Annotated in this window: 30 protein-coding genes; 19 read left to right on the top strand and 11 right to left on the bottom strand. The window is 51.3% G+C overall.

Annotated features, from left to right (window positions below; translation table 11 throughout):
* Positions 1-34: 34 nt before the first annotated feature.
* Positions 35-676, top strand: coding sequence for a DUF1273 domain-containing protein (locus AB4Z33_RS14460; RefSeq protein ID WP_442050570.1), 642 nt, complete (start codon positions 35-37; stop codon positions 674-676).
* A 28-nt stretch (positions 677-704) separates the two neighbouring features.
* Complete coding sequence (locus AB4Z33_RS14455) at positions 705-1,340, top strand: DNA alkylation repair protein (RefSeq protein ID WP_442050599.1); 636 nt, start codon at positions 705-707, stop codon at positions 1,338-1,340.
* Between the two features lie 61 nt (positions 1,341-1,401).
* Here the strand turns inward: AB4Z33_RS14455 and AB4Z33_RS14450 are convergent, their stop codons facing one another.
* Positions 1,402-4,140: an Ig-like domain-containing protein gene (locus tag AB4Z33_RS14450; protein ID WP_442050569.1), complete on the bottom strand. Its 2,739-nt coding sequence runs from the start codon at positions 4,138-4,140 to the stop codon at positions 1,402-1,404.
* A 309-nt stretch (positions 4,141-4,449) separates the two neighbouring features.
* Between AB4Z33_RS14450 and AB4Z33_RS14445 the strand changes: the two genes are divergently transcribed.
* On the top strand, positions 4,450-4,695 hold the full coding sequence (locus AB4Z33_RS14445; RefSeq protein WP_442050568.1) for a hypothetical protein: 246 nt from the start codon (positions 4,450-4,452) through the stop codon (positions 4,693-4,695).
* 317 nt (positions 4,696-5,012) lie between these two features.
* Here the strand turns inward: AB4Z33_RS14445 and AB4Z33_RS14440 are convergent, their stop codons facing one another.
* The 5 genes from AB4Z33_RS14440 to AB4Z33_RS14420 all read right to left on the bottom strand — a co-directional run bounded on the left by AB4Z33_RS14440 (position 5,013) and on the right by AB4Z33_RS14420 (position 8,662).
* Positions 5,013-5,417: a DUF350 domain-containing protein gene (locus AB4Z33_RS14440; protein WP_442050567.1), complete on the bottom strand. Its 405-nt coding sequence runs from the start codon at positions 5,415-5,417 to the stop codon at positions 5,013-5,015.
* Between the two features lie 106 nt (positions 5,418-5,523).
* Positions 5,524-6,843, bottom strand: coding sequence for a glutathionylspermidine synthase family protein (locus tag AB4Z33_RS14435; RefSeq protein WP_442050566.1), 1,320 nt, complete (start codon positions 6,841-6,843; stop codon positions 5,524-5,526).
* Between the two features lie 4 nt (positions 6,844-6,847).
* Positions 6,848-7,153 (bottom strand): hypothetical protein, encoded by a 306-nt coding sequence (locus AB4Z33_RS14430; protein WP_442050565.1) that lies wholly within the window; start codon positions 7,151-7,153, stop codon positions 6,848-6,850.
* Positions 7,154-7,636, bottom strand: a complete 483-nt coding sequence (locus tag AB4Z33_RS14425) for a hypothetical protein (protein WP_442050564.1) — start codon at positions 7,634-7,636, stop codon at positions 7,154-7,156.
* A 3-nt stretch (positions 7,637-7,639) separates the two neighbouring features.
* On the bottom strand, positions 7,640-8,662 hold the full coding sequence (locus tag AB4Z33_RS14420) for a potassium channel family protein (protein ID WP_442050563.1): 1,023 nt from the start codon (positions 8,660-8,662) through the stop codon (positions 7,640-7,642).
* Between the two features lie 154 nt (positions 8,663-8,816).
* Between AB4Z33_RS14420 and AB4Z33_RS14415 the strand changes: the two genes are divergently transcribed.
* From AB4Z33_RS14415 to AB4Z33_RS14405, 3 genes are all read left to right on the top strand, one after another.
* A complete protein-coding gene (locus AB4Z33_RS14415) occupies positions 8,817-9,209 on the top strand; it encodes a phage holin family protein (RefSeq protein ID WP_442050562.1) in 393 nt (130 codons plus the stop codon).
* Between the two features lie 229 nt (positions 9,210-9,438).
* Positions 9,439-9,840 carry a hypothetical protein gene (locus AB4Z33_RS14410; RefSeq protein WP_337103728.1) on the top strand — a complete coding sequence of 134 codons (402 nt, stop codon included), beginning with the start codon at positions 9,439-9,441 and terminating at the stop codon, positions 9,838-9,840.
* A gap of 135 nt (positions 9,841-9,975) precedes the next feature.
* Complete coding sequence (locus tag AB4Z33_RS14405; RefSeq protein ID WP_442050561.1) at positions 9,976-10,365, top strand: cytochrome C oxidase subunit II; 390 nt, start codon at positions 9,976-9,978, stop codon at positions 10,363-10,365.
* Positions 10,366-10,424: 59 nt separating this feature from the next.
* Here AB4Z33_RS14405 and AB4Z33_RS14400 read toward each other — a convergent pair whose 3' ends face one another.
* Positions 10,425-10,688: a hypothetical protein gene (locus AB4Z33_RS14400; RefSeq protein ID WP_442050560.1), complete on the bottom strand. Its 264-nt coding sequence runs from the start codon at positions 10,686-10,688 to the stop codon at positions 10,425-10,427.
* Positions 10,689-10,840: 152 nt separating this feature from the next.
* Between AB4Z33_RS14400 and AB4Z33_RS14395 the strand changes: the two genes are divergently transcribed.
* From AB4Z33_RS14395 to AB4Z33_RS14370, 6 genes are all read left to right on the top strand, one after another.
* A complete protein-coding gene (locus AB4Z33_RS14395) occupies positions 10,841-11,128 on the top strand; it encodes a Dabb family protein (RefSeq protein ID WP_337103725.1) in 288 nt (95 codons plus the stop codon).
* Positions 11,129-11,147: 19 nt separating this feature from the next.
* Positions 11,148-11,273, top strand: a complete 126-nt coding sequence (locus tag AB4Z33_RS14390; protein WP_442050559.1) for a hypothetical protein — start codon at positions 11,148-11,150, stop codon at positions 11,271-11,273.
* 16 nt (positions 11,274-11,289) lie between these two features.
* Positions 11,290-11,709 (top strand): DUF86 domain-containing protein, encoded by a 420-nt coding sequence (locus AB4Z33_RS14385; RefSeq protein ID WP_442050558.1) that lies wholly within the window; start codon positions 11,290-11,292, stop codon positions 11,707-11,709.
* 94 nt (positions 11,710-11,803) lie between these two features.
* Positions 11,804-12,469 (top strand): helix-turn-helix transcriptional regulator, encoded by a 666-nt coding sequence (locus tag AB4Z33_RS14380; protein ID WP_442050557.1) that lies wholly within the window; start codon positions 11,804-11,806, stop codon positions 12,467-12,469.
* Between the two features lie 167 nt (positions 12,470-12,636).
* Positions 12,637-13,176: a DUF948 domain-containing protein gene (locus tag AB4Z33_RS14375; protein ID WP_442050556.1), complete on the top strand. Its 540-nt coding sequence runs from the start codon at positions 12,637-12,639 to the stop codon at positions 13,174-13,176.
* Entirely contained in the window at positions 13,173-13,583 is a 411-nt protein-coding gene (locus tag AB4Z33_RS14370; protein ID WP_442050555.1) for a YtxH domain-containing protein, read from the top strand. Before AB4Z33_RS14375 ends, AB4Z33_RS14370 begins: the two co-directional genes overlap by 4 nt.
* A 72-nt stretch (positions 13,584-13,655) precedes the next feature.
* Here AB4Z33_RS14370 and AB4Z33_RS14365 read toward each other — a convergent pair whose 3' ends face one another.
* Complete coding sequence (locus AB4Z33_RS14365; protein WP_442050554.1) at positions 13,656-15,302, bottom strand: MDR family MFS transporter; 1,647 nt, start codon at positions 15,300-15,302, stop codon at positions 13,656-13,658.
* Between the two features lie 227 nt (positions 15,303-15,529).
* On the opposite strand from AB4Z33_RS14365, the gene racE reads away from it, so the two are divergent.
* From racE to AB4Z33_RS14335, 6 genes are all read left to right on the top strand, one after another.
* Entirely contained in the window at positions 15,530-16,363 is an 834-nt protein-coding gene (gene racE, locus AB4Z33_RS14360; protein WP_442050598.1) for a glutamate racemase, read from the top strand.
* A 182-nt stretch (positions 16,364-16,545) separates the two neighbouring features.
* Positions 16,546-17,448 carry a M14 family metallopeptidase gene (locus tag AB4Z33_RS14355; RefSeq protein WP_442050553.1) on the top strand — a complete coding sequence of 301 codons (903 nt, stop codon included), beginning with the start codon at positions 16,546-16,548 and terminating at the stop codon, positions 17,446-17,448.
* 62 nt (positions 17,449-17,510) lie between these two features.
* A complete protein-coding gene (locus tag AB4Z33_RS14350; protein ID WP_442050552.1) occupies positions 17,511-17,744 on the top strand; it encodes a hypothetical protein in 234 nt (77 codons plus the stop codon).
* 44 nt (positions 17,745-17,788) lie between these two features.
* Positions 17,789-18,091, top strand: a complete 303-nt coding sequence (locus AB4Z33_RS14345) for an iron-sulfur cluster assembly accessory protein (RefSeq protein ID WP_442050551.1) — start codon at positions 17,789-17,791, stop codon at positions 18,089-18,091.
* Between the two features lie 38 nt (positions 18,092-18,129).
* Positions 18,130-18,357 carry a DUF1450 domain-containing protein gene (locus tag AB4Z33_RS14340; protein WP_337103715.1) on the top strand — a complete coding sequence of 76 codons (228 nt, stop codon included), beginning with the start codon at positions 18,130-18,132 and terminating at the stop codon, positions 18,355-18,357.
* A gap of 157 nt (positions 18,358-18,514) precedes the next feature.
* Positions 18,515-19,960 (top strand): PDZ domain-containing protein, encoded by a 1,446-nt coding sequence (locus AB4Z33_RS14335; RefSeq protein ID WP_442050550.1) that lies wholly within the window; start codon positions 18,515-18,517, stop codon positions 19,958-19,960.
* Between the two features lie 613 nt (positions 19,961-20,573).
* On the opposite strand, the gene AB4Z33_RS14330 is transcribed toward AB4Z33_RS14335, so the two are convergent.
* Complete coding sequence (locus AB4Z33_RS14330) at positions 20,574-22,592, bottom strand: LTA synthase family protein (protein ID WP_442050549.1); 2,019 nt, start codon at positions 22,590-22,592, stop codon at positions 20,574-20,576.
* A 60-nt stretch (positions 22,593-22,652) separates the two neighbouring features.
* Positions 22,653-23,798: a THUMP domain-containing class I SAM-dependent RNA methyltransferase gene (locus AB4Z33_RS14325; protein ID WP_442050548.1), complete on the bottom strand. Its 1,146-nt coding sequence runs from the start codon at positions 23,796-23,798 to the stop codon at positions 22,653-22,655.
* 245 nt (positions 23,799-24,043) lie between these two features.
* Between AB4Z33_RS14325 and AB4Z33_RS14320 the strand changes: the two genes are divergently transcribed.
* Positions 24,044-24,673: an O-methyltransferase gene (locus AB4Z33_RS14320; protein ID WP_442050547.1), complete on the top strand. Its 630-nt coding sequence runs from the start codon at positions 24,044-24,046 to the stop codon at positions 24,671-24,673.
* A 496-nt stretch (positions 24,674-25,169) separates the two neighbouring features.
* Here the strand turns inward: AB4Z33_RS14320 and AB4Z33_RS14315 are convergent, their stop codons facing one another.
* Positions 25,170-25,853 (bottom strand): DNA-binding response regulator, encoded by a 684-nt coding sequence (locus tag AB4Z33_RS14315; RefSeq protein WP_442050546.1) that lies wholly within the window; start codon positions 25,851-25,853, stop codon positions 25,170-25,172.
* Positions 25,854-25,884: the final 31 nt, after the last annotated feature.

The following is a 25,884-nucleotide window of genomic DNA, read 5'->3' as shown; positions in this document are numbered from 1 at the left end:
AGAAACAGGCGACATACGAAGAAGGCGTGAATGTATGAAAAACTTGCTAGTAACGGGATACCGGGCGCATGAGCTGCAAATTTTCAACCAGAAGCATAAAGGGATCGGTTATATTCAGAAGGCGCTGACGAACAAGCTCATTCCTATTATCGAGGATGGACTGGAATGGGTCATTACGCCGGGTCAATACGGCGTTGATCTATGGGCGTGCGAAGCTGTCATTGCGCTCAAGGAGACGTATCCGCATCTGAAGCTGTCTATTATTGCGGCGTACAGCAATCCCGAGGAGAACTGGAAGGACGATAAGAAGGAGTACTTTCAGCAGTTGCTGAAGGGCGTCGACTACTATTCCTCCGTCAGCAATCAGCCTTATAGCGGCGTATGGCAACTGACGGCGAGAGATGATCTGCTATTCCGCAAAACCGACGGCATCCTGCTCKTCTATGACGACGATGCGGCCGAGGGAAGTCCGCGCTATATGAAGCAGAAGGCGCTCAAGAAACACGACGCTGACGGATACGGTTATTACACGTTAACCTCCGAGGAAATTCAGGATGCGGCGAATGAAGAGAGCTATTCGTTTATGGATGATGATCGAACCGCTACAATGGATGAAGATACCGGCGATCCGTATGGACCAAACGATAATGGACGAGGAGAGTTGCCGGAATGGTGAACAAATGCGCCGCGGCGTTTGAGGCTGGCTGAGAGAGCATGCCGATCCGGAGCAGGCTGCGCCGATGGAGGCGTATATGCGCAATCAGTTTCTGTTTCTAGGCATTCGCAATCCAGAGCGGCAGGCGCTCACGCGCGAGTTCTGGAAAGCGAATCCGTTGCCGAAAGGGGACGAGCTGCGCGAGACGGCCCTTCAGCTGTGGAGCTTGCCGGAGCGCGAGTTTCATTATACGGCGATGAGTCTGCTGGAGAAATACGGGAAGCATGCAAGCGAGCGGCATATCGATGTGCTGGAAACGCTTGTGACGCAGCATTCCTGGTGGGATACGGTTGATTTCATCGCGTCCCATCTCATCGGCAGGCAGCTGTCGGCGTATCCGCAGCTAGTGACGGACTATCCCGATCGCTGGATAAAGGGCGACAATATGTGGCTGCGACGGTCGGCGATATTGTACCAGCTGAAATATAAGCATAGCACCGACTTCGACCGTTTGACGGACTATATCGAGCGCTGCAAGGACGACAGCGAGTTCTTCATCCGCAAGGCGATCGGCTGGGCGCTTCGCGAATATGCGAAGACGGATGCGGGAGCGGTGAGCCGCTACGTTGCGACAGCCGGTTTATCGCCGCTGAGCGAGAAGGAAGCGATGAAGCATTTGCGGTAGAAAATAGCAGGCAGCCCCGAAGGTCGGTGAAGACCTTCGGGGCTGCCTGCTTTTTGTTAGATTAGCGCACGGTGTAGAAGATCGTCTCTACGACGGGCTGCTGGCCGTTCAGATCAAGCAGCGACTCTGCGCCTTGGGAGGAGAACTTAACGTTGACGACCGTACCGACAGAGGTCGTCGGCAGCTTAAGCGTGACGACGTTGCCTTGCAGCGTCGTTGTGGTCGGGCTCAGCTTCTTGCCGCTTGCCGTTACGATCTCGAAGGCGCCGGCAGGATTGCCTTTGACCGTTTCGCTCAGCGTAATATACAATCCCGTCGACCAACCGTCGACGGCTGTAATATACGGCCTGGCATTATCGCGATCGGAGCCGCTGAAATGAACGGCGGCATCTTGCTCGATGAGCTTGCCTTGGAGATCGGCGATATCCTCGTCGTCCGCCTCATAGGACAGCTTGTAGCTTCTATCTTGGCGAAGCGGGCCTGCATTCTCGGCATTCAGATGAACAGTCACTTTCTGCCGGTCAGCTGACAGCTCGTAGAGCGCATAACCGTCGTCCGTAATGCGGACGTTTGTTTTATCCGATTCGTTGTAGAGCGAATAGACGTCGTTGTCCGCTCCTGTAACGGGCTCGCTGAATATAATTTCGAAATTGTATCGATCCTTCACGGTAACCCCTTGAATCGTGGGCGCTCCGTTCTGCTGGTCGATGCCTTGGAAGGAGACGACATACGGCGAGTCGCCTTGCTTCGTAACGAGGCCGTTCCAGCCGGCCGCATCCGTGACGCCGGAGACGAAGTTCATGCGGTAGGTTTTGCCGTTAGCTAATCGATCGCCTAGGTTCAGCGTTACTTCGGTAACGATTCGATTGCGGTCGTTCAACTGGTCTCCGTTAATGCGCACCGAATCGTCTCTGTCGTTCGTCAGACGGAAGCTGTCGGCACTTACGTTTTTGACCGGCTCGCTGAAGTAGACGGTAACGGCAGTTGCGTTGACCGGTACGATTTTTGTCACATAAGGCGCGCCATTAGCCTCATCGACACCTGCGAAGCGCGCGCTGTTCGCGTTGTTTGCCGTCTCGAGACCCGGCATTCCAGTCACCTTCGCCACGTAGACGTGGCCTTGCTTGAACAAGGAAGGATTGCCGTTATCTCTCGTTGCGAATTGGACGCGGATGATCGTGTCGTCACCTGGCTTTAGCGACGTATAGACGCGCCAGCCGGACATCGATACGGTATTACCGTTATCCGTCACGATGTCGATGTCGATGGAGCTTAACGAAATGCCGGCAAGCGAGCGGGTGAAATCGACTTCAACGGTGTTCTCGTTCAAGGCGATGATCGATTGCAGGCTGACCGCAGGCGATTCGTAGCTGCCTTCTCCAGCGAAGACGAGCTTCGTGTTCGCGGCGATGGCATTGCCTGCCTTATCTTTGACGCCATTGATCGTAAGCGTATATTTTTTGCCTCTCGTCTGATTCGTCGTCGTGAGCGTTACCGTCTTGTCATCTTCGTTGTAGGTTGCCCTTGTCGGATTGTCTAGTCCGCCGTCAATATCATAGTTGTCTTCGTCATTCGCCGTTCCGCTATCGAGCGCTTCGCTGAACGTAATAACGATCTTATTGCCCTGCTGCGTGAACTTGGTTACGGCCGGGGCAGTTCTGTCGACTACGGCGCCGAAGTACAGATCGCTGCGGGAATCCATCGTATTTCCGGCAAGGTCTTTAATATTTTTGACCGTCAGCGTATAGACTGTTCCGGACTCCTGCTTCTCGGTCGTGATCGTAACCTTCTTGCGGTCTGAAGACAGGTCGATGCCCGTAATATCGAGATTGTTGCTAAAACGGTAGTTGGACCAGTTCTCGGCGGAGCTTTCCGTAACCTGCTCGCTGAATACGAGCTCAATCTTCGCCTCGCTCGTGATTTTGCTGGATGTGATGCGCGGTTTAGTCGTATCTCTCGGCGGTTCTGGATCGCTCTCGTACACTTTGTAGCTCCAAGTATCGCCGTCGACGGTAAGCCGGTACGTCTTGCCGCTTGTTTGCTTGTCGGTCGTCAAGGTGACGAGCGTTCCGAAATCGCTTAGCGAAGCGCGTTGAATGCGGACATCTCTGCCGTAATCGTCTCTCAGCTTGAACTGGTCAAGCGATATTTCCTTGACGGACTTGCGAAGATCGACGAGCAGCACGTTGTTCGATATGGAGACGATTGAGTTCACCTCGAGCTTCTCGCGCTCCGGATCTTTGTCTGGATTCATATCGATATAGACGGAGTAAGCCGCCTGTACAAGCTGCGATCGCAGCGCGTTCGTGCGGTAGTCGGATTGCGGCGTGATCCAGCCTTTGTTCAGCGCTACGCCGACATCGCGTTTCGCCCATGCGGAGACGCTGCCGTATACGGTGTTGGAAGCTTCGCCGGATGCACCGTAGCCGCGTACGAGAACAGCTGCCAGTTGTTCAATGGTTACGTTCGACGTTGGCGAGAACTTTCCTTTGCCCACGCCTTGCATAAGGCCTGCTCTGGATACGGCTTGTATTTCGCCATAAGACCATCTTGTCTTAAGTACGTCGGTATAAATCGCTTTGGATGAGTCCTCGGTCAGATCYCACAGTCTTAACAGCACAGTCGCGAATTGCTCACGCGTCATGGTCGTATAGAGCTGCGAGCTTCCGTCTGCAAAGCCGGTGAATATGCCTTCATTGACTAAGAAGCGGTACTTCTCCTCCGTGCTTAAATCATCGGCTGCCGTAGCGGCAGCAGGCATGACTGCAAACAACAAAATGGCGGACAGTAGAACTAACAATAATTTTCGGATAGCTCATTCCTCCTTTAAAATAGCTGCAGCGTACGTTTCCACCTATTGGCTTCAATTCCTTGATTAGTCTCTAAAACGAAGGAATGATACAAAATGTTTCAAGCAATAGATGGCAACGCAAACTTTTTTTTGCATGCCGGCGGACGCCCTCTGCTCCTTGCGCTTGAAACTATATGTATTCATCCTGGAGTCGATTCATTACGGCATCGTTCGCGCTCTTCGCGCCTCTTTCGCAAAATGCGCCGGCAGCATATAATGATAGAGAGCACGTATATTTAAGCCTAGGAGGCAATGACAATGGCTATAAGCAAAGCAAGGAAAGCTAGAGAGAAGATGGCTAAGCAAGGACGTATCGCGCCTGATCTGCTCAGAGGAAGCTGGCAGGGGGTTAACCCGTTGACCAAACGAAGCGAGACATTGAAGGAGAAACAGCATAAGCTGCAAAGCAAACATAAGAGGAATCTCGCCGGGTACAGCGATGATTCCTTTTATTTTTGGCGGGCTATATGTCATGAACGGGTAGGGAGCAAGCAGTCAGGATGAGAAATGCATCTTATATCCGATAAAAGTGGCATTGGCGGATGATAGGCCGAGAAACCAGGCTTATTATTGAAGGAAGGAGGCGGGAATGTCTATCCGAGTCAAAGGTTGGGCGAAATAGGATGTATTGTTCGGCTTATGAGGAGCCATTGTTGGTGTTTGGCTGACAATAGGCTGGGAAATTCGGCTTATGCTGGAGGAAGCAGGCGGGTGGAGAAGCTGCAATTGGGCAAGAGGGGCGCGGGGGAGAGATAGCTGGAGAAAACACCGGCCCTCTCGCATGTAGAGGTGTTGGTGATTCTCCAGCTGCTTTAAGCCGGTTACATCAGGAACGTGCCGATGACGATCGATACGCCGATGATGATCGAGCGCAGCAGCTGCGCGACGGCCATATTGCCCTGAGCAATCTGATCGCATACTTTGAAGCGCGGCGTCAGGAAGTCGAAGATGATATAAACGAGGCAAAGAATGACGATGCCGATACCCGACCAAATGAGCATCGATACCCAGGAGTCCGAGCTGAAAGACACCATGCCGACGATAATGCAGAGGCCGAGAAGCTTACTGCCCATGTACAGGCCGGCCGCTTCGTTGCCCTTCTCAATTTCCTTGGCATCGTCGTAGCGCGTCAGCTTGCTGAATACGAATGCGCCAACGACGAGAATAACAAAAATAATAACGAGTCCGATACCGACGTTACCCGCATTTTCCAAAAAATCATTCATCGTTAAAACCTCCTTAAAGTTTTGCGAAGCAAAACTGCTTCGTAAGCATCATCTTAGATATGTAAAACAAATCTGCTTCTAACCGTAACTCCGCTCCGATATCGACCTACTCGTCCTGCTGCACGACGGCGGGGCAGAAGTAAGCCATATCGCCGGTAATGATGCCGCCGATACGCGGCAACAGGCCCGCGAAGCGTCCGCCTATGACATATGCGCCTGTAAGCAGATAGCCTTCGTATATTCCGGTCTCTGTCTGTACGGAGGTATTCTCCATCGGGACACGCTGCTGATATACCTTCGGCTGCCCGCTGTAATATTGCTTTGTTTCGTCGGCTTCCTCTGCATCCTCCTGATTGCCCCACTCATCTTGTTCCATCAATCCGTCCGCGCCGTACAGCGCCGTTCCTTTGCCTTCGCGCCCCCAGTAGCCTTTGGCCACGAAGGGAATATGCTCCTGCAAGAAGACGGTGTTCTCAAAATAGGTAGGAAGCAGGTAGGCGCGAATCGCCTCAAGCTCACCGGCGTCAAACAGCGGATGTCCCAGAACGTCGCACGACAGCTCGTTCCTTTCATACAAAGCCCAGATCAGCGCCATAAAACCTTTGCTTTGCGTAATCGCGCTTTGCGGCGGATTGATTAGACCGAGCTTCCCTTCCGCAACGAGCTCAATCAAGGCTTCGCCGACCTTGAATCCGCTGTCTGCGTCGGTATCATGGATCAAATATTCAAGCGGATACAGCCGGTACAAAATACCGATACGTTTGCCGTCGGCGTACAGGCCGTCTCCAGGAATAATCTCAAGCTGATCGAGCGGTACATAGATCGCTTCATTACCAAGCTCGCGGATGACGTCCACCACATATTCGGTATTGCATTTGTCCTCCAGATGCCAATCATAGCTGCTGCAGGCGATGATGCCGTCCAGTCCCGCTTCGCGATAATGGCGGATCAACCCGCCGAAGGCTTCCAGCATGCAATCGCGCATTCCCGTCGCGGCCGAGCGGTAAGGCGTATAGCGACCGGCAACGATGTTGCCAAGATAAGCAGCTTCCGGTACGCCCGACGGCGTATCGGTATTGTTCTCGATACATTTCATACCGTCAGCGCTTAGGATCCAATCTTGTCTGGAGAGTCCATGTGCAGGCGTCTCAATTCGCGCTGTATCGACCAAAGAAGGGTGAATGCCCAGTTGCACCGATAAAAACTGGTCCGGCAGGCAGCGCTGGGCGAACCGAAGCGCTTTCCAATAAATGCGGTCCACAAGCTCGGAAGCGTTTCGAAGCTCCTCGTATTCATCGCGCGCATACAAGGTTACGGAAGGGAGGCAATATTGCTTGCCGTACATCCGGTGATAAGGAAGGCGCTCTGCAAGCTCGCCTTGGAACAGCTCTTCCGCCGTAAGGCCCAGCGGGATAACTCGCTGCATGGCGTTATCCTCCGCTGCTGAAGCCGGAGCTGCCGAACCCTTTGGAGGAGCTGGTGCTGGACTTGATGCTGGACGATTTTTTTATTTTTTTGCCGCTGCCTATAACCGTAGTGCCGTCATCGTCGCAATAATTGTTGTTGTTGAAATCATCGCAATCGTAGCTGCTTGCGGTATTGCAGCCGCTTAACGCGACCGGAACGGTAAGCATGAGGGCGAAGGCGAGCGCCTTCTGGCTGTTCGATCGCCATTTCGCAGGACGGGAAGGCTCGCTGCTCTGCGAGGCCATCTTCATTATGTGCTCGTCTTTCATTTACAGATTGACTCCTTTCAAAAATACGACGATTTTGCTGCGGTCCATATCATAAATGGTATACACCGTTTCGTAGGTGCTCCGCTCTGAGACAATGTAATGGTCCAGTAGCAGCTGTGCGAAGTCTAGCTGACCGGCCAGCGGCCTCATTGCGAGCACGCATGGGTTGAACCGATAGCCGTTCCATAGCAGAAACTCAGCTTCCAGATAAGGAGAAACGCTGCAATTTTCGTAGAGAGCGGTTCGTATCGCCGTTCCATAGATGGAATCGTCGAATTCGCTGTACGGCTTCATATAAATAAGATGCTGCTGCCCGTCCTCGGATTCATTAGCCGTGTGCTCATACAGACCGTTGCGCACGGCGGTTGCGTTGACGAGCTTGCGGACGAATAGCTCCCCTTGCGATACGGTTGCTTCGGCAATCGTGCGCAGGACGCGTTGCTCGTATTCGGACCACTCCACATAGGATAGAGGGCAGGACATAAGTTAGGACCGCCTTTCGGATCGGATCTTCTGAATCGTATCTTCGTTGGAAATGACGAACAAGCGAGCGTCTGCCGGAATTGTCGTATCCAGCTTGCGGTTGATGCTCATATCCGTTCGGTCTGCGATAAGCGTCGCTCCTTGGCGAAGAAGCGCGGCGAAAGCGTCGCCATAAGTTTGCCAGGCAGGGTCAGGATTGATGTCGAATACGTCCTCGCCGTATTGCTTGCTCAGCAGCTGTGTGAACAGATCGACGCTGCCTTCCTTCAGGGCGGAGCGTACGGCGAGCCTCGATACGGCATCATGAGATAAAATAAAATCATTTACTTGTACGTGGCGGAAATTGAGAATATGCTTCTCAATCACGATTTCTACCGTCGTATGAACGGCCGGCGCCGCTTGCTCGATACTGGAGACGATCAAGAGCGACTTGCCGTCGATCAGCGATGCGTCGTCGATGCGCGGATCGGCGAAAATAATAGCGGAGCKGGCCGCATGAATATTCGCCATCGCCAGCACTTCGATCGAGGTTGGATCGCCGCTGACGAATTGCACGTTCGGCCGATCATAAGGATGTTTCTCGGCGTTATCGATAATGACAATATGTATGCCGGGTTCGGAGCTGAGCAGTTCTTCGATGGCTAGCTGAGCTTTTTTGCTCCAATTAATGACGATAATATGATTGCTTTCCTGCACCTTCAATGTGCCGCTCTCCCTTCTCCTATGGAAACTGGCGACCCCGTCGATGATTTTGCCGATCAACAAGCTCAGCAGCCCGATGCCGAATACGTATAGAAACATTGCGAGCACTTTGCCTGGCACCGTCTTCGGAAAATAATCGCCGTAGCCGACGGTCGCGACCGTCGTCATTACCCACCATACCGCATTAAACCACGTCCCGAACGTCTCGGGCTCGATCACATAAGCGAGAGCAGAACTGATTGCCACGAGCGCCAGCGTAAGCGCGGCAATCAAATAATGGTTCAAACGCACGAGCTTGAAAGCAAGTTTCATTATGAGCTGCATCGTAGCCCCTCTTTCCTATTTCCTTCTCTATTAACGCAAAATAGGTTATGCCCGTTTCATAGATAGTAAGGGAATATTTGAGACTTGTCACGGACAACCTCGATGCCCGAAGCATAGTATATAGCAAATTTAATTGAATATGGGGTGACAAAATATGCCGTTAGTCTTACTATGCTCAATTTGCGGAATACTAGGATCGATCGTTACCTTTGCTTTTGGCTCATGGATTGAATCCCTTACTCTATTAGTAGTGGCGATGGGAGTTGATTATGTTACCGGCGTAACGGCATCGATCAAGGAAGGAAGAGGGCTTAACAGCGCATTCGGCGCTTGGGGGCTTGCACGCAAAGGGTTAATGCTGCTCGTTATTTTGCTTGCGCACCGCATCGATATTTTATTGGATTTGCATGATGTGACGATGGGTGCGGCAATCTACTTTTATATCGCGAACGAGCTCATATCCATAACGGAAAATTACGGCCGAATGGGGCTGCCGATGCCTGATCGCCTGCGCGAGCTTATCGAGGTGCTTAAGCGTAAGAAATAAGCGCCTTGGCGGACAGGGCTAAGGCTGCGATTGGCAGCAGGAAGTTTTTTCTCTATTGCATGAACAAGCTGTCATTGGATATAATGAGAACAGATGTTCTTATTTAAATATAGGAGTATAAGTTTCACACTTATCCTTACGCCTATATTTCACCGCGAAACGTAAGCTTTTGCCGCCAAAGGACGGCGTCAGCCGTTTACGCTAGGCGGCTGTGCAAGGAGGGAAAGCTATGGCCGTAAGCAAGGAAGAAGGACGCAGCGAGGCGAAGGCGGCTTCGCATCCACCCGTTCAGACCGACGAGGAGCTGGAGCTGGTGAAGCGGTATGAGCTGCTTGGCATCGTCATGCGGATATTGGATCATGACATTCGGGTGATAGGGACGGCTTCGATCAAGCTGCCAAGGCTTTATGAGTCGATGCTGCGCGGGGTGCAGGATCGGGTGTTGCTCGATTTGTCCGCCATTAGGCGGCAATTCCGCGAAACCGGCATTAAAGTATATGAAGAGAAGCAGGAGGCGGACGGATTAAGCGCGCATTACATGTGCCGGGGCTACCATCACCGCTTCTTCATGCTGTGGGGCTTCGTGAAGGCCGAGTCCGAAAGGGTACTCAAGCAGTATTTGTCACGTTAATTCACGAATTGTTCATGGTTTTGTCAAAAAAACAAAAAAACTTTTCCTCTTTGCTCAGTTTAAGGTTGAGAACTTCGGACGATCTTATGTAATATAAGAGGTAGACATTATGATCGCAAAGGGGAGCACGTAGCAATGCACAAATGGATTATGTTCGTACTTTTTACAGCGGCGTCGTTGCTGGGCGTTTATATGCTCACATTCGGCTTGCCGGCTAAGCCTGTTGACGAGGCTGCCTCGTTGCCAGAAGGCGTATCGCTTCTGAAGCTTGTGGCATCGAATGACTTCACGTTCGACCAAGAAACGTACACGGTGAAGGTTGGCGACAAAGTTAAGATGAAGCTTGAGAATAAGAGCGGCATTCACGGCGTTCACATTAAAGATCTGCAAGTTGAGCTTGACAACGACCACCCGGAAACAGATCTAGAGTTCGATAAGCCGGGCGAATATTTGATCGAATGCTCGATCCCTTGCGGACAAGGTCATACGACAATGCATGCGAAGCTGGTAGTAGAAGCTGCATAAGCAGCTAATGCGATAATGAACAATGGAAAAGGAGCCGAAAGGCTCCTTTTTCAAAGTTATTAGCTTGCACTGCGGCGACGGCGGCTTTCCCCGCCCGAGAAGATGATCTTGTCGGCGATAAAGCCGAGCAAAGCCCAAGTCAGCACCGTCAAGACGTACATAAGCAGGACGCTCACCTCGTGAATATCGACGAATAAATCGACGACCCATGCCGGTGGGCTGAACATAAAGAAGATCATGTTGTGCGGGTCGTAGCCCGTGTAATTGAACAGGCAGATCGCAAGTCCGATCAGCGTTGCCGCTAAAGTAACGGGATAGCGCATTACAGTATCAAGCTCCTTCGCCGTAAAGTTGCAGAGATTGCCCTTATACGGATGCATAGGGTATGATGTGTCTTAGGTTATTATGCGACAAATGATTCGATGTCATGCGAATGCGAACCCATTCAGAGCAGCAATTAGAGGAGGAACAGCCGATGCTTACACACATCGTTTTTTTCAAACTAAAGGACGGAAGCGCTGAGAACGTAGCTAACACTGCACAGGTGCTAAGAGATATGGAAGGAAAGATCGAGGTGCTTAAGTCGATTGAGGTTGGTATTGACGTCCTTCATTCGGAGAGATCGTACCACATTGCCTTAATTACGAAATTCGACTCCTTGGAGGCGCTTGACGAATACCAAGTGCATCCTGTCCATAAAAAAGTAATCGAGCATATGACGCAAGTGCGCGAAGCTTCCGTCAGCATCGACTTCATAAGCTGAAAGGCGGGCTGTACGCAACATGGAAGAACAAATCAGCATGCGCGATGTGTACGAAATTATGACTTATTTGCTCGTTATTATATTGAGCAGCATTATTATGGTGGCATGGCTTAAACGGAAAGCAAAGAAAAAAAAGCAAGGCTGAAGGCAGGCGACGACAATTGTATTATGTAAATCGCGAGCAAATTGAGGTCAGGCTGCAAGCAGTGCCCGAGATCGCAGCGGCATTGCATGACGTTGCATCGAACTGGCAAGCGACATTATTGCAGGGACTTGCGCAGGAGCGCGCGCTGCATCTGGCAATCGAGACGGTAACGGATGTCGGAAGCTATCTGATTGACGGTTTTATTATGCGCGACGCGAGCAGCTATGAGGATATTATAGAGATTACAGGCGAGGAAGGCGTTTTTCCGGCGGACATGCTGGGGACGTTAATTGAATTGGTCAGGCTTCGTCGGCCGCTCGTCCAAGAGTATTTCGTATGGCCGCGCAGCGAGCTGCATCCGTTGTCGGAGCGCATCGCGAAGCTGCTGCCGGAATATAAGTTAGCGGTGGAGCAATATTTGGATCGAGAGCTATAGCGTGTAATTGTTGGCCGTTTGCATTTGTTAACACTTGCAAAACGGCCAATTTGCGTTACAATGACGCTAATAGATGTGCAAGGGCGGTGAAGGTTTGAAGCGCAACGATACGAATCGCGCAGCAAGACGGACAGTAGACAAAAGCAGCGACACTTCAACGCGAGAGCGTCTATTGCTGCTGCTTCGGACGAAGGGAAGGATGAGTGCTGGCGAGCTCTCGGAGGAGCTTGGGCTGACGGAAATGGCGATACGCCGCCATATGTACGCCCTGGAGACGGAAGGCAGCATTCATATTGTCTCCGTACGTCAAGCGATGGGCAGGCCGCTGCACGCATATGAGCTGACGAGGCAAGCCGATGAGCTGTTTCCGAAAAATTATCACCTGCTCGCTCTCGACTTGCTCGACGAGTTGGCTGATAACCCGGATACGGCTGGGCTCATTGATGTGATGTTCGAAGGCAGGAAGCAGAAGCTGCTTGAGAGGTATGAGCCGAAGATGGCGGGAAAGAGTCTCGAGCATCGGGTTATCGAGCTAGCGGCCATTCAAAGCGCCGGAGGGTATATGGCGGAGCTGGAGCCGCAGGGTAACGGAGCGTATATGCTTAATGAATATAATTGCCCGATTGCGAAGGTGGCAGGCAAGTATCAGCAAGCGTGCAGCTGCGAGCTTGCGTTGTTCCAAGCGCTGCTGGATGCGCCTGTCGAGCGAACGGAATGTTTGGCTAAGGGCGGCGGCAAGTGCAGTTATAAGATTGGCTAAAGTTAAGTGTAGAATAAGAGGTCGTTCTTTGGAATCGTGTGCGGATTCCGGGGAGCGGCCTTTTTTGCATGYGCCTGTGTCATGACAAGCCCATTCTGCTTATACTGTCATTACGCAAGTGGGCATTCGTCTATATGGCATACGCACGGTGAGGAGGAGAGAGGAGCATGATCGTAACATGGAGCGCAGCGGTTGCCGCAGGCGCATTCGTCATTCTAGTGGCGGGCTTACTTGTCGGCATGCGAATATTGCTTGGCAGGCTTGCACAGGTACAGCAATCTGCTGAAGCGATGCAGCGTGAAGTAGCCCGTCTAGGGGAAGAGCTGCGCGGTCTCGTACCGCCGGCCGAGGAGACGATTCGTACCGCGAATCGGCAGCTAACCAACGTGAATCGATTATTCGAAGCGGCTGGCGAGGTCGGAGGCGCGATTAAGCATACGACATCGGCCGTACAGAGCGTAACGGCTGTACTTGCGGATTCGGCGGCAAGGCATGCCGAACGAGCTGCAACGAAGCGCCAGGTCGGCGAAGCGTTCGAATGGGCGGAGCTGGGCATTGCAGCCTGGCAGCTATGGCAATCGAAGCGCAGCACAGCGGCGTCGGCGTCGGCTGACGAAGCCGGGCATCATGCACATGTTACCGCTGCTTTCTCCGAATCGACAGGCAGAGACGAAGGGCACGCTAAGAACGAAAGGAGCGAATCATGATGACAACTCGTAAAGGGACTAAAGGATTTTTGCTGGGGGCATTAGCTGGAGGTGTCGTTGGTTCTGTGACAGCATTGTTGCTGGCGCCAAAAGCCGGCAAGGAGCTGCGCCAGGATATTTCGACAGGTGCTCAGAAGGTTGGCCAAACGACGGTTAAGATTGCCGGTCAAGTTGGCGAATCAACAGGACGTTTTGCTAAGCAAATCGGCGATCAAGCGGTGCAGCTTGCTGACCGTACGAAGCAGGCAGCTGGCAATTTCGTAAGCACGGTCAAAGGCAAAAACTTGATCGACGCTGACGAAGCAGCAGCTGCACTGAACGCTGGTGACGGCGAGCAGCAAGTCGCTATCGCGCTTGAATCGGTGGAAGCAGGCGAGTCCGAAGCCGCAGTAACGAAAGAACTGTAATGCCGCATAAGAAGGCGCCGGTCATGGATTCGATTATGAATCATGAGCCGGCGCCTTCTGCTATGGATGAGGTTATATATGATTAAGCTGCGGCTCGCTTGCCGCTGCTACAGCTTCCTTGTCTTCCTTCGCTGGCTGAATGAGCTTCATGTTGCGAACGAACAGCGCTAGCACAGTGCCAATAGCAATGAAGAGCAGGCCGACCCAAAAGACGGCGTGCAGCGAACCGATTAACGTTGACTTCACAACGGGCACCAGCTTGTCGGTAAGCTCCTTCGGCAGCTGAGACAACACTGACGGATCAAGCAAGCTGGAATATACAGCCTGCGGATTCGATTCAATCGTGCTTGCCGTTTGGTCGGCCAGCTGCTTCGCTTCCTCAGGAAGCTGCCCAAGCATAGGTGTCAGCTTCTCCTTGAGCGCGCTGCTTGATTGCAGGTTCATGACCGCTCCCAGCAGCGTCATCCCGAACGTAGCTCCGATCTGACGGAAGAATGTACTGGACGAGGTGACGACGCCAAGCTGCGATTTCGGATATGAATCCTGCAGTACGAGCGTGAGCAGCGGCATGACGAGGCCGATGCCTGTTCCAAGCACGACCATGTAGCTCGATGCCACGAGCCTTGTCGTAGATCCGTCCAGCAGCGTAAGGAGGAAGAAAGCGGCGGCAATAATGAGCATGCCGATCATTAATTGCGCCCGAACGCCAAGCTTATAGACAATCTGTCCGCCAATTATGCTGAACAGCATCATCGATACCATCATCGGAATCATAATTGAGCCGGAAGCCGTAGCGGAGATGCCTACGATCCATTGCATGAAGAGCGGCACGAACATCGTTGCACCGAACATGCCAAGGCTCATGAAGAAGCCAACGCTGTTAATCAAAGTAAAGGTTTTGTCCTTGAACAGCTTGACGGGAAGAACGGGCTCCTCGGCTTTAGCTTCCACGAATACGAATACGGTCAAGGCCGCGATGGCCAATACAAGCATTCCGATGATCTGCCAGGACAGCCATTCGAATTCATTGCCGCCCAGCGACATCGCAAGCAACAAGCTGACGACGCCGACGACCATAGTGAAGATGCCGGCCCAGTCGAATTTCACTTTGCCTTCGGACTTCTTGCCGCTTAACGATACGGCGATGAAGATCGTTGCGATTACGCCGACAGGCAAGTTAATATAGAACACCCAGCGCCAGTCCCAAGCGTCGACGATCCAGCCGCCGATTTGCGGACCTAGGACGGAGGAAAGGCCGAACACGGCGGCGAATATCCCCTGCCACTTCGCGCGCTGCTTGCCTGTGAAAAGGTCGCCGACAATGATCATGGCCATCGGCATCATGATCCCGCCGCCAAGGCCTTGAATCGCGCGGTAAATGATAAGCTGCTCGATGTTGCCTGCAACACCGCAGAGCGCCGAGCCGATTATAAAAATAAGGAGACCCGATACATATACGATCTTGCGTCCGAATAAGTCGGAAAGCTTGCCGGCGATAGGAACAATTGTTGTAGAGGTCAGCATATAGGCGGTTGTCACCCAAGCCATCAGCTCCAAGCCGCCCATCTCAAGAATGATGGTCGGCATCGCCGTACCGACGATCGTGCCGTCAAGCGCCGCGAACAGCATGGCGATGAGCAAGCCGATAATAAGCAAGCCGCGTTTGTTGCCGGAATTAACGTCGTTCTCTTGCGCTGCGGAATTCGTTTGTTCCGTCATAGTAGGCTAACTCCTGTCTATAGATGTATATAACCTAGCCGGGGTTTAGGACAGAATAGTTAAATCAATTAAATATTAAGCGATACATATTTTTACTGTCAATATAAGGTTAGAAGGTCGATTTTCATTGGTTTTCATTTGTTGAAGCTTGTCTGCTTTTGCGATAAGTTGTAGGTACGTTTTTTTGCCAGTATTCATATGCTATTGTGTCATTCTATTTGACGATCATGTTCAAGGAAAGCGGTGTGTTCGTGCAGCAACCGATTGCGATACTTGATTCAGGCGTAGGCGGTCTTACCGTTGCCAAAGAAGTGATGCGCCAACTGCCGCGAGAAAAAATCGTTTATTTCGGAGATACGGCCAGGACGCCTTACGGTCCTCGCTCCTCAGAGGAAATCATTCGCTTCACGAGAGAAATTGTGGATTACTTAATTCAATTCAGTCCCAAAATGATTGTTATAGCATGCAACACCGCAACGGCAGCGGCGCTTGGCGATATTCGCGCAAGAGTTGCTGTGCCAGTAGTCGGCGTGATCAACCCCGGTGCAAGAGCTGCTATCGGCCGCTCTGCAACCGGTTGTATTGGTGTTATCGGTACGGAAGGGACGATCAAGAGCCGTGCATACGACAGCGCTTTGCGTGAACTTTCGCCGCATGTGGAGGTCATAAGCGAAGCTTGCCCGTTATTCGTACCGCTCGTCGAGAAAGGCAATTTTCGATCGCGGGAAACGTATGAGGCTGTACGCAAGTCAATCGGACATTTGCGAATGTATCCGATCGATTGTCTCATTCTTGGCTGCACGCATTATCCGTTTCTGACCGACACGATTGCAGAGGTCATGGGTCAAGGCGTGGCGCTCATTAATTCGGCCGATGAGACGGCGAGAGAGGTAAGCATTATTTTGCAGGTACAAAGAAGACTTGCTCATAAAGACGACGTGCCGGTGCACCAGTTTTTTTGCAGCGGAGATCCGCTTCTGTTCAAGTCCATTGCGCAGCAATGGCTGGGCGAGCAGATTGAATTGACGCCAGTCGTTTGGCAGGTTCCGAAAATCGTTTGAACCTTGCCCGAAAAAGGGCGCAACGAAGAAGCCGAAGAGCTCATCTGCTTGCAGACGGGTATCGGCTTCTTTGTTTTGTAAGCGGGCTGCGGTTAGCTTGATAACATAGGGCAAGCTTGAGCGGCATAGCATGGTCATGGTAGGAATGATAAGGGCTGACGCTCGCTGGAGGCGATATTGCGATGAACGAGAAGGACACATACCGTTATCATGATATGCTGGAGGGCTGCAGACAGCTTGCCAGCCGCTATTCCTTCGTTACCGTCTATGAGATTGGGCGCAGCGTTCTCGGCAGGCCGGTTATCGCGCTGCGCTGCGGACGAGGTTCAAGAAAGATTCATATTAACGCTTCATTCCATGCTAATGAGTGGATTACATCGGCACTGTTAATGCGTTTTGTTGGCGACTTGTCCGCCTCGTACGCAAATGATGAGCTGCTAAGAGGACAGGAGGTAGCGGAGCTATGCAGAGAGGTGACGCTCTGGGCTGTCCCGATGGTTAATCCGGACGGCGTCGAGCTAGCCCAATGCGGGGTAACTAAGTCCAATCCCTTATACGAACAGTTGATTGCCTGGAACGGCGGCTCGAACAACTTCAGCGGCTGGAAGGCGAATGCGAGAGGCGTTGATCTTAACGATCAGTTCCCGGCGCATTGGGAAGACGAGTGCAAGCGCCGCGGAGTGGATGGACCAGGTCCGCGCGATTACCCCGGGCCGCAGCCGCTGAGCGAGCCCGAAGCGCTTGCAATGGCAAGCCTTACGGAAAACATCGGGTTCGATGCGGTTATTGCCCTTCATACGCAAGGGCGGGAGATTTATTGGAACTATCGCGATTACGAGCCTATCGAGGCTGAGATGATTGCAAAGCGGCTTGGCCAAGCAAGCGGCTACAAGCCGGTGAAGCTGTCAGGCAGCGATGCGGGGTATAAGGACTGGTTCATTCAGTACTATCGCAAGCCGGGCTTCACGGTAGAGGCCGGGTACGGCGAGAATCCGCTCCCGTTCCAAAATTTCGATCACATCTATATGGAATTGCAGCCCCTATTGGTGGAGGCGCTGCAAATCGGCAGACATCGTCCTTCGTAGATGATGTCTGCTTTGTTATTTATGATATACTAGTCGTAAATGCAATCAAGGTGGGACATCCTATGCGTAAATTGTTTTCGCTTCGCCATTGGAAAGGGACGTTCGGTCTTATTTTCAAGCTCCTGAAGTCACGGGACGTAGAGGTAAAGGACAAGCTGATATTCGGCGTGCCCGTATTGCTTTATTGGGTTTTGCCCGATGTGCTGCCGATGATGCCGATCGACGATATTGCGGTAACGATGATTGTTTCAGAATGGTTTGCCCGCAGAATGCAGACGAAGTATAATATAAAATAGTAAAACCTGCCGAAGGGCATAACGATAAGAGGAGCTGGATAACGATGAACTGCAAAATTTCCAAAAACGCTGCGAAAATGTTGAAGGTAGAGCTGGACAAGCCAGTGAATGAAGGCAAGAAGCTTCGCGTATACGTAACACACGCGCACGGCGATCATGCGCATTACGGCATGGCGATTGACGAGCCTACCGATAAGGACGTCGTTGTATCGACGGACAAAGATATTGATGTTATTTTGGAAGATGGCAACGAGTTTCTAGATGGCGTTCGCATTGATTACTTCTACGTGCCGGAGGAAGGCTTTGCCGTTACGAATCCAACTAAAGGCAACCACGGCGACCACTAAGCTTCGCAGGCTGCCGGAGCAAGATAGGAAGATGTTGAATGGCTAACGATATACGCATATGCGACAAATGCAAGCATATGAAGATGAAGACGTCCATTGCCAAGCTGCAGAAGCTGGCCCCTAATGACGAGATCGGCGTAGTAAGCTGCAAGTCTTACTGCGGGCCTTGTGCTAGGTATGCGTTCGTCTTCATTAATGGACGGTATGTGAAGGGCGCTTCCGAGGACGATGCGATCGAGAAGGCTAGCCAATATATTAAGAAATAAATGCCGCCTTCAAACGCTCGATTGAAATTGAACTTCATAGAATACGTACACATCAGGACCCAACGGCAAAGCTTCCGTTGGGTTCTCGCTCGTTGTGGATACATGCGCATAATAAAAAACAAAGAAACAGGAATCTAACGGCGAAGAGGTCTGCTGGATGACAATAAAATCGAGGCTTAGAAATAGAAATCATCGGAACTATTATGTTGTCGGATTTGTCGTTGCATTAAGTTATTTGATATTTGCCGAATTGATATGGCTTCCTGCTCCGCTTAAGACAGCCGGTGGCATGCAATGGATCGAGATGATCGATTGGCTGCTTATGCTGCTTGCGCTGCCTCCGCTGCTATGGGCGGCGGGAGCTTTGCATGGTAGCATTAAGCTCCGTAGAGTATATCTAAGCGCTGGCACAGACGTGCGCTTCAGCAAGCTTTCGTATGTTGTGGTGCATGTACTGAAGTTGGCAGTCGTAGTCGTCAGCCTATATGCTGCTGCCGTTGCTCTAATCACTCCAACTAAGCTGATGCTTATACTCCTGCTTATCGGCGCATCAGCACTGCTTGTTGGCATTGATATGCTCCTTAGCGAGCTAATGGGTTGGGAGGCGGAAAACGGCAAGCTGCGATTCCCGAAACGCACACTGCTGTTATGGATGGGAATTGCGATTGTAATGGCACTGCTTGTTACTCCGACAGGCTATAATGTCACTTATCCGGGAATGACGCTAAATATGAACCGTTATGCGCATGTGGAGAGCGGAGCGGCGGGAGGATCCATTAACGGCGTACTCGTATTCGAACGGCCGGCTGTGMCGATGGATTGGGTATACGGAAAGCTGTTCCCGGAATACCGCTTCGACCCCATTCCTGAGGACGAGCCTCCGCTTACGGAGTCATACTCCCAGGTTGTCATGATGAAGACGAATGCCAATCAAGTAGCAGAGGCCGTTGCAATGGAGAAAGCCGGGATCGGCAAGGGCGTCACTGCGGATGGGGTGTTCGTCGTGGCGATTGTAACGGGTAGCCCGGTTGAAGGGCAACTTCAGGCTGGCGACATTATTCGTGGCTTGAACGATCGAGCGGTACAGTCGTTGGAAGATATGACTGGTTATATGGGTGAGGCAATCAAGCCAGGCGACACTGTGTCGCTAACGATTGACAGGGGTAAGGAGTCATTGCGGATCAATGCGCCCACACGCGCTGCGGATGACGATAAGAACCGAGCGGTGTTCGGCATTTCTGTGCGGACGAATCCGAAGCTCGATACTCCGCGAGCGGTGGACTACAAACCGTATATCGCGCATATAGGAGGTCCGTCTCATGGAGCTATGTTGACGCTGGCGATCATCGATCAGCTGACGCCAGGCGGTGTAACAGGGGGCTTGCAGGTTGCGGGTACAGGGACTATCGAGGTCGACGGCAGTGTCGGACTTGTCGGAGGCATTCCTCAGAAGGCTTATGCGGTAAGTCGCACCGATGCGGATGTCTTCTTCGTACCGGCCGCATCCGTAGAAGATGCGAGATCGGCCGCGCCTTCGCTTAATATTGTGCCAGTCCACACGATTGACGATGTGCTCGGCTGGTTGAAGGAACATGGTCATTAGTGTTAGTTATATCATTCGAGCTAAGAATAGGGCAGGTGGTTCAGATTAATGCTGAAATTCTGCTATATTGTAAATATAGGGAGGATAAGTTTCACTCTTATCCTTACGCCTATATTTCACTGCGAAACGAAGGCTGTAAGCTGCGTATCTTTTTCTAATGGACACTACGAACGCTTAGCGATCAATTATCGCTCTGTTCATTTTCTAATGGACATCACAGATCGTTACAGGCACTTAATTAACAAAACCAGTATTTATATACCATCTTAGCGTCACATTTGTCCATTAGCACCCCAAAATCAGTCGAAAGTTAGTTTAAGTGGCTATTTTGTCCGTTATCTGTTATCGGTTATTGATTAAATGAAAGGTCAGCTAGCCCATAGATGCGGTATTGTTGTTTATCTCCAATGCTCAGTCCCCGTCATCTGAAAATAGAAAAGTCTCCAGCGCATTTTTATTCAGCGAGCCGTACAACAGGCGATTGATTATATGGAGACGCTGAGGCGAGTATATGTGCTGTTGGGAAACCGCGTTCCGATGGATAGTGATAAAAAGGGGGGTGTCCCAAAAGCCATAGGCCTTTGGGACACCCCCCTTCACAGATATAATTCGTTTACTTAGCAGAAGCAAGGGCGTCGGCGTCTTCTTCCGTGCTGCCCGCTCGTGCTTCGGTAGCGTCTTGCTCCTTGTAATCGGCGATGAGATCGTTCTCGATGATCTGATCGGACATCGCCAGCTCCGTGCTCGCTTCCTCAATGCCTGACAAACAGCCATTGATATCGCCGACTGCATTATCGGCTATATTCCAGCACTTGCCGTTCTCCGGAATACCGTCAGCGGAAGGCATGAAGAAGACGGTTCCGTCTGTCCAGTACCCGTTGCGAAGAACAACCTTGTGACCTGTAACCGGCTGTTCGGTAATRAGCGGCATGCCAATCATATACTTGTCTGCCGTCGAGATACCTAGCAGGTGCATGACCGTTGGCGTAATGTCAATCTGACCTCCAACGTTCGTATACTCACCGGCATGCTCGCCGCGAGGCAAATGGACGATGAGCGGTACCTGCTTCATAATCATCATTTGCTCGACCTCGGACAATGACTTGCCAAGGAACGTTTCAAACAGCTTCATATCCTTGATCGAGTTATCATGATCACCGTACATCAGAAGGATCGTATTGTCCCATAGGCCCTCGGCTTTCATACGTTCAACCAATTCGCCGATTGCGGCATCTACGTAATGGGTTGCTTGCAAATAATCGCCCATAATCGTACCGTCGAGTTCTCCGACATTCAGCGTTTGTACGTCTTCCTTCAACGTATAAGGATGATGGCTGGACAATGTAATCAGGAACGAATAGAAAGGTTGTTTTTGATCCGAAATGACATCGAGCGATTGTCGGAAGAACGACTTGTCGCCTAGCGACCAACCGACTTTTTCGTCCAATGTGAAATGCTTTCGGCTGTAAAATTTATCGTATTCCATATTGTTGTACATCGTATTCCGATTCCAGAAACCGCCCTCATACGCATGGAAGACGTTGGCCGTGTAGCCTTCTTGCTTCAGCGTCTGAGGCATGCATTCGAATTCGTGGTTTGCGAATTGGATAAATACAGAGCCGTTGCCGACAGGCTGCATCGAGCAGTTCGCCGCGAAATCGGCGTCAGACGTACGGCCTTGCGCAGTCTGGTGGTAGAAATCGCTGAAATAGGCGCTTTCTTTGATGAGCTTGTTCATATTCGGCGTTATTTCCTCGCCGCCGATCGATTGGCCGATCATGAAGTTTTGGAAAGCTTCCATCTGGATCATCAGCACGTTGCTGCCTTTGTAGGCGCCGAACAGCGCATCGCTTTCCAATTCCTTGCGATCTTCACCGCGCTCGGCAATCCAAGCTTTCGATTCGGAAGCTTGCTCCGCCGAAACGTTGGACGTGTCGAACCAGTTCTGCTTCGCATAACGGTATATATCGAACCCGTGGAAGCCGATTTCACCGGTTACGTTGTAGATGGACAGATTCCACCATGCCCCGACGAAAATACCTTGCGCCCACGTCCGCTTCGCCTCTTCCACGTTCGTAAAGACGAGGTTCGAGCCCAGCATGAACACGGCGACGCTAATGATGATGCGGGCAACAGTTTTGCGCCACAACGGTGCGGACTTGATGCCGGCTTGTTCGTTCGCTCTGCGAAGATCGCCGCGGCCTTTCCAAATGACATACACGAGGAATGGAACGATAACAATCCAATCTACGAAGAAAACAATGTCATTCCAAGACAAAAGCGTATTAATACTTTCGCCGAGCGAGTCAACTTGGTTCATCTGCATAAGCACGGGAACCGTAATTAAATCTTGAAAATAACGATAGTAAATAAGATCGGCATACATGACGAAAGATAAAATGAGATTAATAACGATGAGTGCAATAATACGGCCGCGCGGAGGCAGCCATATGGTCCAAAAGACGGTAAGCAAAAGCGCTCCCAGCTCGATGAAAAAATCCTCGCCGTTCATTCTCATTTTGGACATGCCGATAACGTCGGAAAAAATATATAGCTTAGCCATCAAGACGACCGTAAACAGTAAAAAATCTACAGTCTTGAGACGAGTCAGCCATACGAGCACACTGCTCATGCATCGTCGTACAATATTGTAATTATTCGAATACATAATGAGCTTGTCCTTCCTTTCTTTCTAGTTCCGGCCGCCGCGCGGAGGCAATGGTCCGAAAAATTGGTAATAGTTGCATTCGATTCGGCCATTGAACAGCTTGCGTTTTTTGTCTGCCGGGCGGCCGAAATAGGTCTCAATCGTAGTTGACGGACTTATTGCGAAATAGGACCATGTCGGGTAATGAAGCGCTGTAAGTCCGAATTGGCGCAATGCCATTTCGGCTTCGCGATCATCGCCAAGCCGCTCGCCGTAAGGAGGGTTCGTAATGATTACGCCGTATTCTCCCTCAGGCTTCGCCTTAGCGACCGGAAGGACGTTAAGCTTGATTTCTTTGCCGAAGCCGGCTTTCTTGACGGCCGCCTCCGCAATCTCGATCGCGTTCGGATCGATGTCCGAGCCGGCGATTTGAAGCGGAATGTCGTCCTTGACGGCATCGTACGCTTCTTCGCGGGCTGCATCCCACAACTCATCGGGCAGGAGCGGCCAGCCTTCACTGTTGAACGATCTGCGAAGTCCTGGCGCGATATTCCAGCCAATCATCGCTGCTTCTATTAAAATAGTGCCTGAACCGCAGAACGGGTCATAGAGCGGGCGATCCGGCTGCCAGCGGCTAAGCTGGATGAGCGCTGCTGCCATCGTTTCGCGAATCGGTGCTTCCGTCGATACTTTGCGATAGCCGCGTTTGTGCAGGCCGGCGCCTGTCGTATCGAGCGTCAGCATCGCTTTGTCGTTAAGCAGCGTCACCTCAATGACGTAGCGGCCGCCATCCTCCGGAAACCATTCCGTGTGATAACGTTCCTTCATTTTCTCGACAACCGCTTTTTTCACGATGCCTTGGCAGGCAGGAACGCTCGTTAATTGCGATTTTTGGGAGCGACCGTCAACTGGGAATTCTCCATCCTCAGGAATCCAAGTTGGCCAGTCAAGCGCTTTCGTACCTTCGAACAGCTCATCGAACGTCGTCGCGCGGAACTCTCCCATTTTGATCAAAATTCGGCCTGCGGAACGAAGCCATAGATTCGTCCGGCATATGTCGGCGGGACCGCCCGTAAAGTTGACTCTGCCGTTCTCGACCTGCAAGTCCGTGTAACCGAGGTCTTTAAGCTCTCGGGCAACAACCGCCTCAAGCCCCATCGGCGAGGTTGCGATTAATTGTAGCTTTTCCATCTAACACTCTCTTTTCATTAGTTCTGCGAGTCCTGTCGACTGATGTCCGGAGCTGCGCTTGTATCCCTGCAAGAAGAAACGCCAGATGGCGTCCTTGGCAGCATAAGCTTTCGTTTCGCGGTGAAATATAGGCGTAAGGATAAAAGCAAAACTTATCCTTTCCTATATTTGAACAAAAACATACAATCAAGTATAGGACAAACTAGGTTGTTTTTACAAATTGTAAAAATGGAGAGAGATGAATAATGTTTCTGAATGAGCAATATGTGGATGATTTATATGCAAAAGATGCCGATCTTGAACATGTGAAAGCGGTGCTTGCAGAACGCGGAATGCCTGATATTTCGGTAGCTGACGGGTATGGAAGGCTATTGACGATGCTCGTGAGGCTGAAGGGAGCAAGCAGCGTTCTGGAGATAGGAGCGCTTGGCGGTTATAGCGGCATCTGTCTCGCCCGGGGCATGGGAGAAGCGGGGAAGCTAGTATCGCTGGAGCTGCTGCAGCATTATGCGGACGTCGCTAAGGCTAATATGGAAGCTGCGGGACTTGGCGATAAAGTGGAGTATGTTGTCGGAGATGCTAAGGCGAGCTTGGCGCAGCTAGCATCCGAAGGAAGAAAGTTCGACTTCTTCTTTATTGATGCGGACAAGGAAGGATATCCGATCTACTTGGACTTTGCGCTAGAGATGTCCAATCCAGGAGCGCTGATCGTTGGCGACAATATCTTCTTGCGCGGGCGGACGGTCGATGGAACGAAGCAAGGTCCGGCTGTGCGCGCCGTGCGTTCTTTTAATGAACGCATCGCGACCGACGAGCGGCTCATGAGCACCGTCATACCGGGTTATGACGGCCTTGCGATTGCTATTGTGAAGTAAGTAGTTTACATGAACTTGTATAGGTATGGAGGACGAATCTCTACAAACTGTGTGTGGGATTGCGCAATAGTGTCATTCTCTGCAACTAAATAGTCTTGTGCATGGCGCTCTGCCTGTTTAGTTCGATTTGAGGCAACTAAACGGGCGGGTTTGGTGTTTTGGGCGTGAATCGGAGAATTAGTTTGATGAAATGCAACTAATGAGCATGTAACCGCGTGGCAGATGAAATTAGTTCGACGAAACGCAACTAATGAGCAATATACCCGTTGGTGATTACCTCCACGGCATGTTGCAGAACTCTCCAAAGCTAGCTAATACCGCAATAGTGTCATTCTGGGAAACTAATTAGTTTTGTACGAGGAACCCCGCCTGTTTAGTTCGATATTGGGCAACTAAACGGGCGGATTTGGTGTTTTGGCGCGTGAATCGGACGCAACTAATGAGCAATATACCCGTTGGTGTCAGGCTGTTAGCATCAAAGCCATACGTGCTTTAACTACAGCACGTATGGCTTTGATGCTGAAGAGGGGGCCAAACGCCAGGAGTGGATACGTTTGGTTCCGCGGCCTGCGGTTTGCAACCAGCCCTTCTGCTCCAACTCAAGCAGCAGATTGCGTGCTGTTCTGTAACCGCATCCAAGTAAATTCCGCACATCGATCAATTGCACGGGGCGATCAAGATGGCGTACGAGCCGGATAATGTCCCGTTCTTCTGCGATCAGCTCTGTTCTCCATTCAGATTCCCCGAACAATCTCCCCATCATTTGCTGCAAAAGCTGCTGCCACAGTCTGGGGCGCTGTTCAATATCGTCATATGAAATACGGACAATGATCCAGCCGTCGTTCGTCAGATGCATCTGGCGCACMCATTGATCGCTGAACTGCCTCCTCGAGATATTTCGCACATGAGGGCCGTAACCATCCACCTCGATTGCAATTCGAACATGATTTTTCACGAATGCAAAGTCTAAGTAGCGAAATCCTTCGCTAAAGTCTTTCACCTCAAACTCGGGATGCAAGTTGGTAAAATGGCCAAAAGCAGGCCACCACACATTACGAACAAACATTTGCTCGGCATGGGCATGTCCTTCTTTAAGTCTGCGCAAACGCTCACCTTTCCTCTGCTTAAGATGCTGCTCAAGCCAATGCATATGTGCTTCCTCGAATAAAGTCATATTCATCTGCAAGATCCTCTCCTTAATTAAAATGAAA

Origin of the sequence: Paenibacillus sp. 2TAB19 (assembly GCF_052115185.1) — a bacterium.
GTDB lineage: Bacteria > Bacillota > Bacilli > Paenibacillales > Paenibacillaceae > Pristimantibacillus.
The sequence above is the reverse complement of the archived record's forward strand: the minus strand, read 5'-3'. Positions and strand labels throughout refer to the sequence as shown.

Coding starts and splice junctions, on each gene's coding strand:
- AB4Z33_RS14445 (WP_442050568.1), top strand. CDS start 4,450: ATGGCTATAAGCAAAGCAAGGAAAGCTAGAGAGAAGATGGCTAAGCAA.
- AB4Z33_RS14440 (WP_442050567.1), bottom strand. CDS start 5,417: ATGAATGATTTTTTGGAAAATGCGGGTAACGTCGGTATCGGACTCGTT.
- AB4Z33_RS14435 (WP_442050566.1), bottom strand. CDS start 6,843: ATGCAGCGAGTTATCCCGCTGGGCCTTACGGCGGAAGAGCTGTTCCAA.
- AB4Z33_RS14430 (WP_442050565.1), bottom strand. CDS start 7,153: ATGAAAGACGAGCACATAATGAAGATGGCCTCGCAGAGCAGCGAGCCT.
- AB4Z33_RS14425 (WP_442050564.1), bottom strand. CDS start 7,636: ATGTCCTGCCCTCTATCCTATGTGGAGTGGTCCGAATACGAGCAACGC.
- AB4Z33_RS14415 (WP_442050562.1), top strand. CDS start 8,817: ATGCCGTTAGTCTTACTATGCTCAATTTGCGGAATACTAGGATCGATC.
- AB4Z33_RS14410 (WP_337103728.1), top strand. CDS start 9,439: ATGGCCGTAAGCAAGGAAGAAGGACGCAGCGAGGCGAAGGCGGCTTCG.
- AB4Z33_RS14405 (WP_442050561.1), top strand. CDS start 9,976: ATGCACAAATGGATTATGTTCGTACTTTTTACAGCGGCGTCGTTGCTG.
- AB4Z33_RS14400 (WP_442050560.1), bottom strand. CDS start 10,688: ATGCGCTATCCCGTTACTTTAGCGGCAACGCTGATCGGACTTGCGATC.
- AB4Z33_RS14395 (WP_337103725.1), top strand. CDS start 10,841: ATGCTTACACACATCGTTTTTTTCAAACTAAAGGACGGAAGCGCTGAG.
- AB4Z33_RS14390 (WP_442050559.1), top strand. CDS start 11,148: ATGGAAGAACAAATCAGCATGCGCGATGTGTACGAAATTATGACTTAT.
- AB4Z33_RS14375 (WP_442050556.1), top strand. CDS start 12,637: ATGATCGTAACATGGAGCGCAGCGGTTGCCGCAGGCGCATTCGTCATT.
- AB4Z33_RS14370 (WP_442050555.1), top strand. CDS start 13,173: ATGATGACAACTCGTAAAGGGACTAAAGGATTTTTGCTGGGGGCATTA.
- AB4Z33_RS14365 (WP_442050554.1), bottom strand. CDS start 15,302: ATGACGGAACAAACGAATTCCGCAGCGCAAGAGAACGACGTTAATTCC.
- racE (WP_442050598.1), top strand. CDS start 15,530: ATGTTCAAGGAAAGCGGTGTGTTCGTGCAGCAACCGATTGCGATACTT.
- AB4Z33_RS14355 (WP_442050553.1), top strand. CDS start 16,546: ATGAACGAGAAGGACACATACCGTTATCATGATATGCTGGAGGGCTGC.
- AB4Z33_RS14350 (WP_442050552.1), top strand. CDS start 17,511: ATGCGTAAATTGTTTTCGCTTCGCCATTGGAAAGGGACGTTCGGTCTT.
- AB4Z33_RS14345 (WP_442050551.1), top strand. CDS start 17,789: ATGAACTGCAAAATTTCCAAAAACGCTGCGAAAATGTTGAAGGTAGAG.
- AB4Z33_RS14340 (WP_337103715.1), top strand. CDS start 18,130: ATGGCTAACGATATACGCATATGCGACAAATGCAAGCATATGAAGATG.
- AB4Z33_RS14325 (WP_442050548.1), bottom strand. CDS start 23,798: ATGGAAAAGCTACAATTAATCGCAACCTCGCCGATGGGGCTTGAGGCG.
- AB4Z33_RS14320 (WP_442050547.1), top strand. CDS start 24,044: ATGTTTCTGAATGAGCAATATGTGGATGATTTATATGCAAAAGATGCC.